Source organism: Lysobacter sp. Root667, from assembly GCF_001427715.1.
Lineage (GTDB): Bacteria > Pseudomonadota > Gammaproteobacteria > Xanthomonadales > Xanthomonadaceae > Lysobacter.
Map to the genome: position 1 here is coordinate 137083 of NZ_LMHF01000015.1, position 15995 is coordinate 153077.

12 protein-coding genes are annotated in these 15995 nt (G+C 70.7%); 5 read left to right on the forward strand and 7 right to left on the reverse strand.

The window, feature by feature from the left end:
* Window positions 1-173: 173 nt before the first annotated feature.
* Window positions 174-1640, forward strand: coding sequence for a DUF4832 domain-containing protein (locus tag ASD78_RS18315; protein ID WP_056104102.1), 1467 nt, complete (start codon window positions 174-176; stop codon window positions 1638-1640).
* Between the two features lie 814 nt (window positions 1641-2454).
* Here ASD78_RS18315 and ASD78_RS18320 read toward each other — a convergent pair.
* Window positions 2455-2979, reverse strand: coding sequence for a GNAT family N-acetyltransferase (locus tag ASD78_RS18320; protein ID WP_055900424.1), 525 nt, complete (start codon window positions 2977-2979; stop codon window positions 2455-2457).
* Window positions 2980-3166: 187 nt separating this feature from the next.
* On the reverse strand, window positions 3167-4933 hold the full coding sequence (gene aspS, locus ASD78_RS18325) for an aspartate--tRNA ligase (RefSeq protein WP_056104105.1): 1767 nt from the start codon (window positions 4931-4933) through the stop codon (window positions 3167-3169).
* A 250-nt stretch (window positions 4934-5183) separates the two neighbouring features.
* Between aspS and ASD78_RS18330 the strand changes: the two genes are divergently transcribed.
* Window positions 5184-6092: a DUF3011 domain-containing protein gene (locus ASD78_RS18330; RefSeq protein ID WP_082575709.1), complete on the forward strand. Its 909-nt coding sequence runs from the start codon at window positions 5184-5186 to the stop codon at window positions 6090-6092.
* 100 nt (window positions 6093-6192) lie between these two features.
* Here ASD78_RS18330 and ASD78_RS18335 read toward each other — a convergent pair whose 3' ends face one another.
* Window positions 6193-6519 (reverse strand): zinc ribbon domain-containing protein, encoded by a 327-nt coding sequence (locus ASD78_RS18335; RefSeq protein WP_055900414.1) that lies wholly within the window; start codon window positions 6517-6519, stop codon window positions 6193-6195.
* 170 nt (window positions 6520-6689) lie between these two features.
* Between ASD78_RS18335 and ASD78_RS18340 the strand changes: the two genes are divergently transcribed.
* Window positions 6690-8786, forward strand: coding sequence for an NHL repeat-containing protein (locus ASD78_RS18340; protein ID WP_056104108.1), 2097 nt, complete (start codon window positions 6690-6692; stop codon window positions 8784-8786).
* A 205-nt stretch (window positions 8787-8991) separates the two neighbouring features.
* On the opposite strand, the gene ASD78_RS18345 is transcribed toward ASD78_RS18340, so the two are convergent.
* Window positions 8992-10860, reverse strand: a complete 1869-nt coding sequence (locus ASD78_RS18345) for an ABC-F family ATP-binding cassette domain-containing protein (protein WP_056104281.1) — start codon at window positions 10858-10860, stop codon at window positions 8992-8994.
* 318 nt (window positions 10861-11178) lie between these two features.
* Here ASD78_RS18345 and ybaL point away from each other — a divergent pair, with 318 nt between their 5' ends.
* Together ybaL and ASD78_RS18355 are read left to right on the forward strand one after the other, a co-directional pair.
* A complete protein-coding gene (ybaL, locus tag ASD78_RS18350) occupies window positions 11179-12870 on the forward strand; it encodes a YbaL family putative K(+) efflux transporter (protein WP_056104111.1) in 1692 nt (563 codons plus the stop codon).
* A gap of 29 nt (window positions 12871-12899) precedes the next feature.
* Window positions 12900-13583, forward strand: coding sequence for a YceH family protein (locus tag ASD78_RS18355; protein ID WP_056104113.1), 684 nt, complete (start codon window positions 12900-12902; stop codon window positions 13581-13583).
* A 60-nt stretch (window positions 13584-13643) separates the two neighbouring features.
* On the opposite strand, the gene ASD78_RS18360 is transcribed toward ASD78_RS18355, so the two are convergent.
* The 3 genes from ASD78_RS18360 to cobT are packed head-to-tail and all read right to left on the reverse strand — an operon-like array spanning window position 13644 to window position 15984.
* Window positions 13644-14372, reverse strand: coding sequence for an adenosylcobinamide-GDP ribazoletransferase (locus tag ASD78_RS18360; RefSeq protein WP_056104284.1), 729 nt, complete (start codon window positions 14370-14372; stop codon window positions 13644-13646).
* The gene (locus ASD78_RS18365; protein WP_056104116.1) at window positions 14369-14941 is read right to left on the reverse strand and encodes a histidine phosphatase family protein; all 573 of its coding nucleotides are present in this window, start codon (window positions 14939-14941) and stop codon (window positions 14369-14371) included. Before ASD78_RS18365 ends, ASD78_RS18360 begins: the two co-directional genes overlap by 4 nt.
* Window positions 14941-15984: a nicotinate-nucleotide--dimethylbenzimidazole phosphoribosyltransferase gene (gene cobT, locus ASD78_RS18370; RefSeq protein WP_056104118.1), complete on the reverse strand. Its 1044-nt coding sequence runs from the start codon at window positions 15982-15984 to the stop codon at window positions 14941-14943. Before cobT ends, ASD78_RS18365 begins: the two co-directional genes overlap by 1 nt.
* Window positions 15985-15995: the final 11 nt, after the last annotated feature.

A 15995-nucleotide genomic window follows, 5' to 3' on the forward strand; every position in this document is an offset into this window, starting at 1 on the left:
CGGCGCGCCCTAAGCCGAAAGACACACGAAAGATGCAAAGCGCGTGGAACAAGCGTGACCCCGCTAGCGGAACCGTTGTCCCACCCACGGGACACGCCGGATTGTGATGCCGCGCCCCTCCCGGCCCTGCGCGCAGCGTCCACCATCGCCGCGCCCCCACTCACGGAGTTCACATGGACCTGCGACCCGTAGCACCCGCCGCCCTCGCCGTCGCGATCGCGCTGACCGCTCTGCTCGCGCCCGCGCGCGCCGGCGAACTGCTCCCCGCCCAAAGCAACGACGACCTGTCCAACCCGCACCGCGGCTTCCTGCTCTGGGGCACCACGGTCGGCGCCGACGGCGGCCTGCCCGACAACTATTACGGCGCCTCGATCTACCAGATCTACCTGCCCTGGCGCGAAGTCGAGACCGCCGACGAGCAGTACGACTGGGCCGGCTTCGAACAACGCCACCTCGCGCCGATCCTGGCCGAGGATCCGAACGCGACCTTCGTGCTGCGCCCGGTCGCCGACTACCCCGACAGCGTCGGCAACAACATTCATTACTACTACGACGGCGAGCAGCCCGAGCGCGACTATCCCAAGTTCCTCGGCCAGGCCCCACTCAACATCCCCGGCCATGCCTACAGCAACTGCGGCGGCGACGGCCCCGGCGTGGCGCCGGACTACAACACGCCGGCGATGCGCGAGCAGTTGCAGCAGTTCGTGCGCGCGTTCGCGCGCCGCTACGACGGCGACCCGCGCATCACCGCCGTGCATGTCGGCCTGCTCGGCTTCTGGGGCGAGTGGCACACCTCCGGCTGCCCCAGTTACGAGCCCGATGCGACCACCCGCGCCTTGGTGCGCGACGCCTACACCAACAACTTCGCGCAGACGCCGGTGCACACGCGCTACGCGCGCGCCAGCGATGTCGGCGGTGCCGGCTTCGGCTTCAGCGAAGACTTCTTCCCGTCCTACACCGCGATGTGCAACGCCTATTCGCCCATGCTCAAGCGCTGCGACGACACCGGTTGGTGGAACCTGGAATGGGGCTATCGCAACGAAGTGCCGGCCGCGCGCCAGAACTGGCAGCTCAATCCGATCGGCGGCGAAAGCCCGTACGCGGACCAGAAGAAGTTGTGGACCGACCGCCCCGCCGACATCGTCAAGCTGGTGCGCGACTACCACTTCACCTGGCTGGGCCCGGCCGGCCAGCACGAGAACACCGGCACCGCGGCGTTTCGGGCCAAGGTGCTGAGCATCAAGCGCGCGCTGGGCTACGAGTTCACCGTGCGGCGCGCGGCCTGGGCCGATCAGGTCGCGGCCGGTGCGAGCCTGCCGCTGAGCCTGAGCATCGAGAACACCGGCGTAGCGCCGCTGTACCAGGTCTATCAGGCCGAACTGCATTGGCTGGACGCGGGCGGCGTGGTGCGGGCCAAGTCGGCGCTCGACTATCCGCTCACCGGCCTGCTGCCGGGATCGCCGCAGAGCCGCGAGCTACAGGCCAGCGTACCGGCAGCGCTGGCTCCGGGGCGCTACACGCTCAAGCTCGCGCTCGCCGACAGCTGGCCGGGCCGCCGCGGCATCGCGCCGCAGAATGCCGGGCGCGACGGCACGGGGCGCCTGACCTTGGGTGCGGTGGACGTGGTAGCGGCGCGCTGAGCCACGGACCGCGGCGTATCTACTGTGGGAGCGGCGTAAGCCGCGATGGGCGAGGTTCGGCTACCGGCGCAAGCCCCGACTCACGCGATCGCGACTCACGTCGCTCCCACAGAAAGCGGCAACGCGGCAAGCCTCGCAGCACCCGCCTCGGGGTAGGAGCGGCGTGAGCCGCGACCGCACCGCCACCGCCACCGGCGCAACAACCCTCGCGCGTGGCACAACACGGCGTTGTGGGAGCGGCGTAAGCCGCGATGCGCCATGCGAGCAGCGACGCAAGCCCCGACTCACGCGATCGCGACTCACGTCGCTCCCACAGAAAGCGGCAAGCTTCGCAGCACCCGCCTTGGGGTAGGAGCGGCGTGAGCCGCGACCGCACCGCCACCGCCACCACCACCGGCGCAACAAACCCTCGCGCGTGCCACAACACGGCGTTGTGGGAGCGGCGTAAGCCGCGATGCGCCATGCGAGCAGCGACGCAAGCCCCGGCTCACGCGATCGCGACTCACGTCGCTCCCACAGAAAGCGGCAGCGCGGCAAGCCTCGCAGCACCCGCCTTGGGGTAGGAGCGGCGTGAGCCGCGACCGCACCGCCACCGCCACCGGCGCAACAACCCTCGCGCGTGCCACAACACGGTGTTGTGGAAGCGGCGTAAGCCGCGATGCGCCATGCGAGCAGCGACGCAAGCCCCGACTCACGCGATCGCGACTCACGTCGCTCCCACAGGAAGCGGCAACGCGGCAAGCCTCGCAGCACCCGCCTCGGGGTAGGAGCGGCGTGAGCCGCGACCGCACGGTGGGAGCGGCGCCTACCTGGCTCAGGCCGCCGCGCGGCGCAGGATGTATTCGTGGTCGCGGGTCTGGCCCACGACGAACTCGTAATCGCCGACGTGGACGAAGCCATGGCGCGCGTAGAAGCGCTGCGCCCCGTGGTTTTCCGACCACACCCCGATCCACAGCGTGCGCGGGCCGTCGCGCAGCAGCCAGTCCATCACCGTCTGAAACAAACGGCCGCCCCAGCCGCCGTTCTGCGCCTCGCGCAGCACGTACAAACGCTTGAGCTCGCCATCGCCCGAGGCCACCTCCGCATGCGGCAGACCGCAAGGCCCAGCGGCCGCGTGGCCAATCGCCGTGCCGTCGCGTTCGAGCAGCCAGACCGCATAGTCCGGATGGGCGAGGATGACGGCTTGCTTCTCGACCGCGTAAGCGTCGGCCAGGAAGGCCTGTAGATCGTCCGGCGGATACAGGTGCCCGAAGGTCTCGATGAAGGTGCGCGCGGCCAGATCGGACAACAACGCCGCGTCGGCGACGGTGGCGCGGCGGATGCGGTAGTCGTCGCTCATGGTCCAGCCTGCCCTCTCGCTTTCTGCTTCGTGTAGGAGCGGCGTCAGCCGCGACCGCGCCACCGCGCTTGCCGGCGTTCAACGATCACCAGGCGCAAAACGTCCGCCCGCGCGATCGCTGCGGCGCCGCCGGCCGCTGGAGCGTTCGCGGCTTGCGCCGCGCCTACCCCAGCCCCGGATCCAACGCTCAGGCCGGATCCTTCGGCCGCACCATCACGTGCACTTCGGCCAGCTGCGCGTCCGGAATCGGCGACGGCGCACCGGTCATCAGGCACTGCGCGGTGGTGGTCTTGGGGAAGGCGATCACGTCGCGGATCGACTCGGTGCCGGCCATCAGAGCGGCGATGCGGTCGATGCCGAAGGCGATGCCGCCGTGCGGCGGCGCGCCGTACTTGAGCGCGTCGAGCAGGAAGCCGAACTTGGCTTCGGCCTCTTCCGCACCGATGCCGAGCAGATCGAACACCGCCGACTGCATCTGCGGGCGATGGATGCGGATCGAACCGCCGCCGATTTCGTTGCCGTTGAGGACCATGTCGTAGCCGCGCGACACCGCGGTCTTGGCGTTGGCGCGCAGATCGGCGATGTCGTCCACCGCGGGAGCGGTGAAGGGGTGATGCAGGGCGACGTAGCGCTGCGCTTCCTCGTCCCACTCGAACATCGGGAAATCGGTGACCCACAGCGGCTTCCAGCCTTCGCCGACCAGGCCCAGGTCCTTGCCCAGCTTCAGGCGCAGCGCGCCCATGAAGTCGCTGGCGGTCTTGTAATCGGCGGCGCCGAAGAAGATTGCGTCGCCGCTGGTAGCGCCCGAGGCTTCGATAATCTTGGCCAGGGTCGCGTCGTCGAAGAACTTGGCGATCGGCGAGTTGATGCCTTCGCGGCCCTTGGACGCGTCCTCGACCTTCATCCAGGCCAGGCCCTTGGCGCCGTACTTGGCCGCGTGGGCACCGGCCTCGTCGATCTGCTTGCGCGACCAGCCCGCGGCGCCCGGCGCGCGCAGCGCGATCACGCGGCCGTCGGCGTGGTTGGCCCAATCGGTGAATACCTTGAATTCGCAGTGCTTGACCAGCTCGGCGATGTCGACGAATTCCAGGTCGATGCGCAGGTCGGGCTTGTCCGAACCGTAGCGGCGCATCGCCTCGGCGTAGGTCATGCGCGGGAACTGCGCGTCCAGCTCGACGTCGATGGACTCCTTGAACACGACGCGGATCATGTCCTCGACCGTGTCCTGCACGTCGCGCTCGGAGACCCAGGCGAACTCCATGTCGAGCTGGGTGAACTCGAGCTGGCGGTCCGCGCGCAGGGCTTCGTCGCGGAAGCAGCGCGCGATCTGGTAGTAGCGGTCGAAGCCGGCCACCATCAGGATCTGCTTGAACAGCTGCGGCGACTGCGGCAATGCGTAGAACTCGCCCGGGTGCATGCGCGCCGGGACCAGGAAGTCGCGCGCGCCTTCGGGCGTGGCCTTGGTCAGGATCGGGGTTTCGATGTCCTGGAAGCCGCGCGCGTCCAGCCAGCGGCGCAGCGACTGCACCAGGCGGATGCGAGTGCGCATCATCTTCTGCATCTCGGGACGGCGCAGGTCGAGGTAACGATAGGTCAGGCGGGTTTCCTCGCCGGCGTTCTCGTGGGCGTGAAACGGCAGCGGCTCGGCCTTGTTCAGCACCTCGATGGTCGCGGCCAGGATCTCGACCTTGCCGCTGCGGATCTTGTCGTTGGCGGCCTGGCGCGCGCGCACCGTGCCGGTCACGCGCACGCAGCTCTCCACGCTCAGGTCGCCGGCGGTCTTGAACAGCTCGACCATGTCGGAATCGACCACGATCTGGACCACGCCCTCGTGATCGCGCAAATCGGTGAACACCACGTGGCTCTGGACGCGGTTGGTGTTGACCCAGCCGCACAAGGTGACGGTCTGGCCGATCAGCGCCTCGTCGACGAGGCCGCAGAAGTGGGTACGCATGGAAACTCCGGGATCGAAACGGCGGCCGGCGGCAGGGCCGGCACGGTGGGGGCGCCGGGCGGGCCGGCGCGCGTCCGGGCCTGGGCCAGGAACACGCTATCTTAACGGCTCCGGCCGGTTACTTGTCCGGCCGCGCAGCCTGCGGCTGGATTTCATCTACCTCCGATCCACATCCGCTCCACCCGGATTGCCCTGCACCACCGGCCGCGGCCCGGTCTGCCGCGTGTCCCACCCGGCTAGGGGAATGGCCATGCTGAAACTGCTCAAACCGCTGTCGCTGGCGCTGTGCCTGGCGGCCCTGGCCGCTCCCGTCCTGGTCCAGGCCCAGCCGCAGACGCGCGCCTACGCGCCTGAAAACCTGCGCAGCCTGTCCTACAACGACCAGGTACGGGTGATCAGCCTGGAATACTCCGAGCAGTCCAACGGCCGGCGCATCCCGGACGACCAGCTGCGCTTCTATATCGACCAGGTCAACCGCTCCAACTGGACCTTCAGCCGGATCAAGGCCGACATCTCCCAGTCCCTGGCCGGCGGCGGCGGAGTCGGTCCGCAACCCGGCGGCACGATCCGCTGCGAAAGCAACGACGGCCGCGTGCGCACCTGCCGCACCGGCTGGCCCGGCTATTCGCGCCTGATCAAGCAACTGTCCAAGACGCCCTGCACCGAAGGCAGCACCTGGCAGTCCCGCGACGGCAATATCTACGTCAGCGGCGGCTGCCGCGGCGAGTTCGGCCCCGGCCCGGGCCCGCAGCCCCCGGTCGGCCAGACCGTGCGCTGCGAAAGCACCGACAATCGTCCGCAGACCTGTTCGGTGCCCTGGTACGGGCGCACCCGGCTGTCGCGCCAGCTGTCCAGCTCGGCCTGCATCGAGGGCCGCACCTGGCAATCGCAGAACGGCCAGGTCTGGGTCACCCAGGGCTGCCGCGCCGATTTCATCGGCGACGCCCAGGTGCAGCCGCCGCCGCAGCCGGGCCGTCGGGTCACTTGCTCCAGCGTCGACAACCGGACCACGACCTGCGCCCTGCCGGTCGGCAACGCCATGCCGCGCCTGCTGCGGCAGATCTCCAAGCAGCCCTGCATCCAGGGCCGCACCTGGGGCATCGAGTCGCGCAATGCGATCTGGGTCAACCAGGGCTGCCGCGGCGAGTTCGGCAACTGACCGCCGTCGCGACGGGCGCCGCTACGGCGCTCGTCGCGAGGCGCCCGTCTAGATCGGCCCTGCGATCGCAGGTCCGGCGCCCAGGATCGGGCGCCCGGGATCAATCGCCGGAAGCGGCGGTTTTGGCGGCCGGCTTGGGCTCGCTCTTGGCCGGCTCGGCCTTGGGCGCGGCCGGCTTGGCCGCCCCCGAATCGCCGGCCCCGCTCGAACCGCCGGCATCGGCCAGGTTGCGCTTCTTGTCGCCGTCCTTCTTGAAGTCGGTCTCGTACCAGCCGCCGCCGGCCAGGCGGAACTGCGGCGCGGTGAGCTGACGGCTCACCGCCTCCGCGCCGCAGGACGGGCAGACGCTGGGATCGGCGTCGGACAGCTTTTGCAAACGGTCGAAGGTATGCCCGCAGGCGCTGCACTGGAAGGCGTAGATAGGCATGGAAATGCAGGGTTCTTGACGACGTAGGCAGACAGTGTGGGGCCGGACGCCGCCGATGCAAGCGCCGGACCGGCAGGCCCGATACCGCCGGCGCGGCTGGACCGAGTTGGCTAGAATCGGGCTCGCCCCAAGGCCCCGCTGCGCGCGCGGCCGTCGCAACCAGGAACCGCATGACCCGAAATCTCTGGCTGGGGCTGGTTGTCGCCCTCACCGCCGCCGCCTTGGCCGCCACTTTCGTGTTCGAACCCGGCATCCCGCGCAAACCCGCCGGGCCGCAGGCCACGCCGCTGGGCTGGGCTGGGCAATTGCAGCTGCGCGCCGGCGACGGCGTGCTCGGCTTGCGCGACGGCCTTGCGGCGCAGGCGCGTTTCGCCGACCCCTACGGCCTGGCCCTGGGCCGCGACGGCACCCTGTACGTGGCCGACGCTGGCGACAGCAACCGCATCCGCGCGATCCGCGCCGACGGCCGCGTGGTCAGCCTGGCCGGATCGAGCGAGGGCTTCCGCGACGGCATCGGCGCCGCCGCGGCCTTCAATACGCCCTCGGGCGTGGCCCTGGACGCGGCGGGCAATCTCTACATCGCCGACACCGGCAATCACGCGATCCGCAAGCTCAGCCCACAGGGCGTGGTCAGCACCCTGGCCGGCGACGGCAGCGCCGGCTACCTCGACGGTCCCGCCGCGCAGGCCCGCTTCAACGGCCCCACTGGCGTGGCCGTGGATGCGCAGGGTCGGGTCTACGTCGCCGACACCTACAACGACCGCATCCGCGTGATCGGCAACGACGGCCAGGTGCGCACGCTCGCCGGCGGCGAGCGGCCCGGTTACCAGGACGGTCCCGCCGCGCTGGCGCGCTTCGACACGCCGACCGCGCTGGCGCTGGACCGGCACGGCCGCGTGCTGGTCGCCGACTTGCGCAACAACGCGATCCGCCGGATCGGGCTCGACGGCGCGGTCAGCACCGTGCTGCGGGGCTTGCAGGAGGACCCGCCGGACGCGATGCGGCGGCCGCTGAGCCTGGCAGTCACCCACGACGGCGTGATCTACGTCGGCGAGATGGCGCGCGGCCGCGTGCTCCAGATCGGCCTGGATCGCAGTCTGCGCACCATCACCGGCGCGACCACCGAACAGCGCCTCGCGCGCCCGTCCGCGCTGGCACTGGCGCCCGACGGCGCGCTCTACGTCGCCGATGCGCAGGGCTATCGCGTGCACCGGATCGCGCCGGTCGCGGCCGGCAGCGCGGCGACGCTCGCCGCGGTCGGACCCTCGCCGCAGAATCCGCTGCCGCGCAGCGAAGGCCGTTGGCCGCTGGCGCCGCAGGACGGCTGGCACGAAGTGGTCGGCACAATGGCCGAAGTGCGCGGCGACGGCAACGGCGAGGCCCGCCACCATCTGCACGACGGCCTCGACATCGCCGGCGACGTCGGCCAGCGCGTGCTCGCGATCGCCGACGCCAAGCTCAGCAGCCCCAACGGAACCTGGGGCATGGGCGCGCTCGGCGAAGGCATGTCCCTCGACACGCTGAGCTACATCCACATGCGCGTCGGCCGCGATCCGCAAGGCAATTCGCTCGACCCCAGCCGCTTCCATCCGGTCCTCGGCGACGACGGCAAACCCGAGCGCATCCGCGTTCTGCGCGGCACCCGCTTCCGCGTCGGCGACGCGCTGGGCACGATCAATCCGATGGCGCACGTGCACCTGGTGGTCGGCGCCAGCGGCTACCAGCGCAACGCGATCACCCTGGGCTTCGTCGGCTACACCGACAAGCACGCGCCGCAGATCGAGCGCGTGGCCCTGCTCGACGACGCGGCCCAGCCGCTGGAGCAGCGCGAGCAGAACCGCGTGCTGGTGTCGCGCGGATTGCCGGGGGTGCAGATCGTGGTCGATGCCTGGGACCAGGTCGATCGCAATCAGGCGCGACGCCGGCTCGGCCTGTATTCGCTGGGCTACCAATGGCTGGACGCGGCCGGCGCCCCGCTGCCGGGCTACGAAAGCCCACGCACCAACCTGCAGTTCGACCGCATGCCGTCGGAAGACGAAGCGGTCCAGGTCGTCTACGCCGACGGCAGCGGCGTCACCGTGCACGGCAGCGCGATCACGCGCTTCCGCTATGTGCTGACCAACACCGCGCGCGACGGCAGGCTCGTGCCCGGCCTGTGGACGCCGACCGACCTGCCGCCGGGCGACTACACCTTGCGCATTACCGCGAAGGATTACAGCGGCAATGTCGCGGCGGCGAAGCGCGATCTGGATGTGCGGCTGCAGTGATGGAGCCGGTCGAGGCCGGCTGCTCGCTGCTCGCTGCTCGCTGCTCGCTGCTCGCTGCTCGCTGCTCGCTGCTCGCTGCTCGCTGCTCGCGCCGATTGTTGAGTAGCGCATCGCGGCTTACGCCGCTCCTACAGGAAGCGGCGGCGCTGAGGCTGTCTGTGGGAGCGGCGTGAGCCGCGATCGGACTGGCGCGCGCTGGCGAAACTCAAGCCGCGTCGTACAGCGCCAGCCACTCCGCCTCAGCCTGGGCCAGTTCCGCCGCCACCGCGTCGCGCTTGCGCGCTAGTTCGGCCGCGTTGTCGCCGCCGCCGGCGTACTTGGTCGGGTCGGCCAGATCCATGTCCAGGGTATGCAGCTTGGATTCCAACTCGGCCACGCGCGCTTCGGCCTGGGCCAGCTTGTGCGGATTGACCTTGGCGCGCGGCTTGGTCGGCGCCGCGGCCGGCACCACGGTCGATGCGGCGGCGGCGATGGCCTTGGCCGCGGCCTTGCCGTCGTTGCTGCTGTCGCGGGTGCGCAGCCATACCGCATAGGCGTCGAGGTCGCCGTCGAAAGGCTGGGCGACCCCGTCGGCGACACGCCAGAAGGTTTCGCAGACCAGGCCGATCAGGTGGCGGTCGTGCGAGACCAGCACGATCGCGCCGGCGAAGTCGCTGAGCGCCTCGGCCAGGGCCTCGCGCATGTCCAGGTCCAAGTGGTTGGTCGGTTCGTCCAGCAACAGCACGTTCGGCCGGCGCCAGGCGATCATCGCCAGGGCCAGGCGCGCGCGTTCGCCGCCGGAGAACGAATCGACCTTTTCGAACGCGCGGTCGCCGGGGAAATTCCACTTGCCGAGGAAATCGCGCAGCTGCTGGGTGGCGACGCCGGGCGCGATATCGGCCAAGTGGTCGATCGCGGTGGTGCCCTCGCGCAGCGATTCGACCGTGTGCTGGGCGAAGTAGCCGATGCGCAGGTCCGGGTGGCCGCCGCGCTCGCCGCTGAGCAGCTCCAGTTCGCCGACCAGGGACTTGACCAGGGTCGACTTGCCGGCGCCGTTCGGGCCCAGCAACGCGACCCGGTCGCCGGCTTCGAGGATGAAGCCGACCTGGTTGAGCACGGTATGCGAGCCGTAGCCGCAGTCGGCGTGCATCAGGCGCAGCAGCGCGTGCGGCAGCTTCACCGGCTCGGGGAAATCGATGCGCAGCGCGCGTTCGGCGCGCACCGCCTCGGTGCCGGCCATCTTGGCCAGACGCTTGACCCGCGACTGCGCCTGCTTGGCCTTGGCCGCGCTGGCGCTGAAGCGGTCGATGAAGCTCTGCAGGTGGGCGCGCTCGGCCTGGGCCTTCTCGTGGGTGATCTGCTGCAGGCGCAGGTGCTCGGCGCGCTGGCGCTCGAACGCGGTGTAGTCGCCGGTGTAGAGCTTGGCCTTGCCGTCGTGCAGATGCAGGGTGTGGGTGGTGACCTCGTCCAGGAACTCGCGGTCGTGCGAGATCAGCATCAAGGTGCCCGGGTACTTGAGCAGCCACTGTTCCAGCCACAGCACCGCGTCGAGATCGAGATGGTTGGTAGGTTCGTCCAGCAGCAGCAGGTCCGACGGCGTCATCAGCGCGCGCGCCAGGTTCAGGCGCACGCGCCAGCCGCCGGAGAATTCCTTGACCGCGCGTTCGTGGGTGTCGGGCGAAAAGCCCAGGCCGTGCAGCAGCTTGCCGGCGCGCGCGGTGGCGTCGTAGCCGTTGAGCTCTTCCAGGCGATGGTGGGCCTCGGCCACGGCTTCCCAGTCCTCGCGCTCGACCGCGGCGCGCTCGGCCATCAGCACCGAATACACGGTGGCGTCGCCGGACAGGACGAAGTCCAGCGCCGGGTCGTCCAGGGCCGGGGTTTCCTGGGCCACGCTGGCCATGCGCACGCGGCTGGGCATGTCGAGGTTGCCCAGGTCGGACTCCAACTCGCCCTGGATCGCCGCGAACAGCGAGGACTTGCCGGTGCCGTTACGGCCGATCACGCCGATCCGCCACGCCGCTTGCAGGGTCAGGTCGACTTTGGACAGGAGCAGGCGTTCGCCGCGCCGAAGGGCGAAATCACGGAAGGCAATCATGCGCATAGTGTAGCGGGCCGAAGGCCGGAGCCGCCCGCGCGATCTGCGTCGATGCCGCCACGGGCGCCAATTCCGACCGATTCGGGCCGCTCCGGGCAGCGGATTCGGCGACCGCCCACCGCCTCCGCCAGGGCCGCAGCGCGGCATGCGCCCCGGTTCCGGCGCCTTGACGACGGCCGGCCGGATCGGCGCCGCAGCCGGAAATCGGCCGTTTTCATCGGCTTCGCGGCCACATTCGGCAGGATTGCGGCGACCCGCGCGGCTTGCATCCGGGGGTAGCGGCCCACATCCTTAAAAGCCGACACGACAGGAGACCCGATGCATCACACCTCCCTGATCGCGATCCTCGTAGCCGGTTTCGTCCTGGCTTTCATCTTCGGCGCGCTGGCGCAACGCCTGCGTTTGTCGCCGCTGGTGGGCTATCTGATCGCAGGCATCGTCGCCGGCCCCTTCACACCCGGCTTCGTCGGCGACCAGACCCTGGCGCCGCAGCTGGCCGAGATCGGCGTGATCCTGCTGATGTTCGGCGTCGGCCTGCACTTCTCGATGCGCGACCTGCTCGCGGTGAAGGCGATCGCCCTGCCCGGCGCGGTGGTCCAGATCGCGGTCGCCGCCGCGATGGGCTGGGGCCTGGCGCGGTTCCTGGGCTGGTCGCACGGCGCCGGCATCGTGTTCGGCCTGGCCCTGTCGGTCGCCAGTACCGTGGTGCTGCTGCGCGCGCTGGAAGAACGGCGCCTGGTCGAGACCGTCAAGGGCCGGATCGCGGTCGGCTGGCTGATCGTCGAGGACCTGGCGATGGTGCTGGCGCTGGTGCTGCTGCCGGCCCTGGCCGGGGTGATCAAGGGCGAGGCCGGCGACGCCGTCGAAGTCTGGACCGCGCTGTTCAAGACCTTCGCCAAGGTCGGCGCCTTCGTCGCGGTGATGCTGATCGTCGGCCGCCGCGTCATCCCCTGGATCCTGGAACGCGTCGCCGGCACCGGCTCGCGCGAACTGTTCACGCTGTGCGTACTGGCGATCGCGCTCGGCGTCGCGTTCGGTTCGGCCGAACTGTTCGGGGTCTCGTTCGCGCTGGGCGCGTTCTTCGCCGGCATGCTGCTCAACGAATCCGAGTTCAGCCACCAGGCCGCCAACGAGACGCTGCCGATGCGCGACGCGTTCGCGGTGCTGTTCTTCGTCTCGGTCGGCATGCTGTTCAACCCGATGATCCTGGTCGAAAAGCCGCTGCCGGTGCTGGCAACCTTCGCCATCATCGTGCTCGGCAAGTCGATCGCCGCCTATGCGATCGTGCGCGCATTCGGCAAAACCGCTCCCACCGCCTTGATGATCTCGGCCAGCCTGGCCCAGATCGGCGAGTTCTCCTTCATCCTCGCCGGCCTCGGCCTGCAATTGGGGATCCTGCCGCAGGAAGGCCAGGACCTGATCCTGGCCGGCGCCCTGCTGTCGATCGTGGTCAACCCGCTGCTGTTCGCCTGGCTGGATCGCAAGCAGGCGCGCGAAGCCGCGGCGCTGCAGGAGGCCGCGGTCGACCCGGTGGTGCCGCCGGTGCCGCCGGACATCGCCGACCACGTGATCCTGATCGGCTACGGCCGGGTCGGCAGCGAACTGGCGCGACTGCTGACCGAGCACGGCATCCCGCTGGTGGTCATCGACGGCGAGGACAGCCACATCGCCAAGGCCCGCGCCGCCGGGCTGGCGGCGATCCTGGGCAACGCGGTCAACGAGCGCGTGCTGCGCGAAGCGGTGCCCGAGCGCGCGACCACGGTGATGCTGGCGATTCCGCAAGCCCTGGAAGCCGGCGAAATCATCGCCAAGCTGCGCGCGATCAAGCCCGACCTGACCATCGTCGCCCGCGCCCACAGCGACAACGAAGTCCGGCACCTGATCGAACACGGCGCCGACGGCGCGGTGATGGCCGAACGCGAACTCGCCCACAGCCTGGCCGAGATGGTGATGGCCGCGCCGATCTACCGCGGCGCGCGCCATCTGCCGCCGTCCTCCACGCTCGTCTGAGCGCATTCCCGAAACCACAGCGAGCGACCATGAGCGAGATCGACAGCTCCACCCCTACCGCGGAAGCCGGCGCCGCCGACGATGCGCCCGCGCCGCTGCTCAACTCGGTCGAGGCGCGCATCATCGGCTGCCTGATCGAGAAGGAAGCCACCACGCCCGACGTCTACCCGCTCACGCTCAACGCCGTGGTCGTCGCCTGCAACCAGAAGACCGCCCGCGAGCCGACGATGCAGTTGGAACAGGGCGAAGTCGGCAACGTGCTGCGCCGGCTGGAACCGCGCGGCTGGGTGAAGTCGCAGCACACCGGCCGCTCCGAGCGCTACTCGCATCGCGCCGGCACCCTGCTCGACCTGACCCGGCCGCAGACTGCGCTGTTGGCGCTGCTGATGCTGCGCGGCCCGCAGACCCTGAACGAACTGCTGACGCGCAGCGAGCGCATGGCCAAGTTCGAATCGACCGGCGACGTGCAGTACGCGCTGGAACGGCTGGCGCAGCATGCGCCGCCGCTGGTGCGCCTGCTCGGCCGCCAGAGCGGCCAGCGCGAAGACCGCTACGGTCACCTGCTCAGCGGCGAACCGGTCTGGAACGCCGTCGACTCGGGCGGCGACGAAGGCGGCCGCGACGGCGGCGGATCGGCGCTGGCCGAACGCGTGGCCGCCCTGGAAGCGCGGATCGCCGAACTCGAAGCGCGCCTGGACGCCGCAGGCGCCTGAACCTTGACCGCGCCCAGGCCCTGGGCGCGGCTTGCGGCGGCAAGTTGCGGTGCGCGCAGCTCAGTACGACAGCGCCAACGCGACCAGCACCCCTGCCTCCGTGATCTCGGCCAGGGCGCCGCAGGTGTCGCCGGTCATGCCCTGCAGACGCCGCAGGCAGGCCTGGCGCCACAGCAAGAAGATCAACGCCGCCACCGCCAACGCCAGTGCGCCGCGCCAGTCCGCGAGCGCGCACGCGGCGGCGCCGGCGAGCAAGGCGACGATCGCGGCCGCGCGCGGCGCATCGACCAGGGCGCGCCCGATGCCGCCGCTGCGCGCGTACGGCGTGCTCAGGAACGCCAGCGTCAGCGCCGCGCGCGCCAGCAGCGGCGCCAGCAGCAGCGCGATCCAGGCCGGCGCCGGCAAGCTGGCGAGCGCGGCGAACTTCAACAGCAGCACCAACACCAGCGCGACCACACCGGCCGGGCCGCTGCGCGGGTCCTTCATGATCGTGAGCGTGCGCTCGCGGTCGCCCAGACCGCCGATCCAGGCGTCGGCGCTGTCGGCCAGGCCGTCCAGGTGCAGCGCTCCGGTGAGGCACACCCAGGCCACCAGCAGCAGCACCGCCGACAACAGCGGCGGCGCGTGCTGCAGCGGCCATGCGAGCAGGCACAGCAGGCCGCCGACGATCGCGCCGACCAGCGGATACCAGGCCAGCGAACGCGACTGCGCGCGCGCGTCGTCGAACACCGACGCCGGCACCGGCAGCCGGGTCAGGAAACCGATCGCGACCAGCAAGGCGCGCATCAGCCCTGCGCCACGCGGTCGGCGTCGCGGCGCCAGCTCATCGCATGCAGGGAAGCGTGGGCCACGTCGATGCCGGCCATGTCGGCGAAATCGCGGTCTTCGTATACGCAGCGCAGCAAGCGGATCGCGCCGCCGTGGGTCAGCACCAGCACGCGGCGCGCGGGCCAGGCCGCGGCCGCGTCGTCGAGCGCGGCGACCAGGCGCGCACGGAACGCGTCGAAGGCTTCGGCGCCCGGCGGCGGATACGCGGCCGGGTTCGACCAGAACCGTCCCAGCGCCTCGCCCTGCTCTGCGGCCAGGGTTTCGATCGGCACGCCCTGCCAGTCGCCGAAGTCGTACTCGGCCAGGCGCGCGTCGAGCCGCAAAGGCAGGCCGCGTGCCTGCGCCAACTCCCGCGCGAACGCCGCGCAGCGCTGCAGCGGCGACGACACCACCGCATCCCAATCGCGGCCGAGCACGGCCGCGCGCAGCTGACTCCAGCCGATTTCCAGCAACGGATCGTCGAGCCGGCCGCGGTAGCTGCGCTGACCGGTGTCGCCGTGACGCAGCAGTTCGATGGATGCGGCCGGCATCAGCGTTCCGACACGCCCGCCTGAGCGAACGTGGCCATGCCGTTGTGCAGCGCGCAGGCCAGGCGCAGCACCGGCACCGCGACCGCGGCGCCGCTGGCCTCGCCCAGGCGCATGCCCAGGTCGAGCAGCGGCTGTGCGTCCAGCGCCTGCAGCAACAGGCCGTGCCCGCGCTCGTGCGAGCGATGCGCGAACAGCAGCCAATCGCGCACGCCCGGATTGATCCGGGTCGCGGCCAACGCGGCGACGGTCGCGATATATCCATCGACCAGCACCGGCAGGCCGGCCTGGGCCGCGGCGACGAAGGCGCCGCTCAGGGCCGCGATCTCGAAGCCGCCGAGACGCCGCAACTGCTCGCGCGCCTCGGTCGCGTCGGCATGCAGCGCGAGCGCGCGTGCGACCACCGCGGCTTTATGGGCGATACCTGCCGCGTCCAGACCGGTGCCGGCACCCGCCAGTTCTGCCGGCGCGACGCCGAGCAGCGCGCAGGCCAGTGCGGTCGCGGCGGTGGTGTTGGCGATGCCCATCTCGCCGCCGATATAGAGCTGGGCGCCGTCGGCGCGCGCCAGGCGCACGCTGTCCGCGCCGGCATCCAGGGCGGCCTGCAATTGCGCCGCGCTCATCGCCGGCTGCTCGCAGAAATTTGCGCTGCTGGCGGCGACGATCGCGCGGCGCACTCCGGCGATCTCGCCGGGATCGTTGACCGTGCCTAGGTTGACCACGTCCAAGGTCGCGCCCAGCTCGCGCGCGAGCACGCTGATCGCGGCGCCGCCGCCGGCGAAGTTGCGCACCATCTCGCCCGTCACCGCCTGCGGAAACGCCGACACGCCCTCGGCGGCGACGCCATGGTCGGCCGCGAACACGCTGATCCAGACCCGGTCCAGCGCCGGTTGCGGCATGTGCTGCAAGGCGGCCAGCCGCACCGCGGCCGCTTCCAGCGTGCCTAGCGAACCCGGCGGCTTGGTCAGTTGCGCCTGCCGCGCCAGGGCCTGCGCTTCGCAGTCGCGGTCGGTGGCGGCACAGGCATCGAGGGTCCAGTCGCGCACAGCCGACGGGG

Bases quoted from the DNA above. Each gene is read 5' to 3' on its own strand.
- ASD78_RS18330 (WP_082575709.1), top strand. From the start codon at position 5,184: ATGCTGAAACTGCTCAAACCGCTGTCGCTGGCGCTGTGCCTGGCGGCC.
- ASD78_RS18345 (WP_056104281.1), bottom strand. From the start codon at position 10,860: ATGATTGCCTTCCGTGATTTCGCCCTTCGGCGCGGCGAACGCCTGCTC.
- ASD78_RS18320 (WP_055900424.1), bottom strand. From the start codon at position 2,979: ATGAGCGACGACTACCGCATCCGCCGCGCCACCGTCGCCGACGCGGCG.
- ASD78_RS18365 (WP_056104116.1), bottom strand. From the start codon at position 14,941: ATGCCGGCCGCATCCATCGAACTGCTGCGTCACGGCGACACCGGTCAG.
- aspS (WP_056104105.1), bottom strand. From the start codon at position 4,933: ATGCGTACCCACTTCTGCGGCCTCGTCGACGAGGCGCTGATCGGCCAG.
- ASD78_RS18335 (WP_055900414.1), bottom strand. From the start codon at position 6,519: ATGCCTATCTACGCCTTCCAGTGCAGCGCCTGCGGGCATACCTTCGAC.
- ASD78_RS18315 (WP_056104102.1), top strand. From the start codon at position 174: ATGGACCTGCGACCCGTAGCACCCGCCGCCCTCGCCGTCGCGATCGCG.
- ASD78_RS18340 (WP_056104108.1), top strand. From the start codon at position 6,690: ATGACCCGAAATCTCTGGCTGGGGCTGGTTGTCGCCCTCACCGCCGCC.
- ybaL (WP_056104111.1), top strand. From the start codon at position 11,179: ATGCATCACACCTCCCTGATCGCGATCCTCGTAGCCGGTTTCGTCCTG.
- ASD78_RS18355 (WP_056104113.1), top strand. From the start codon at position 12,900: ATGAGCGAGATCGACAGCTCCACCCCTACCGCGGAAGCCGGCGCCGCC.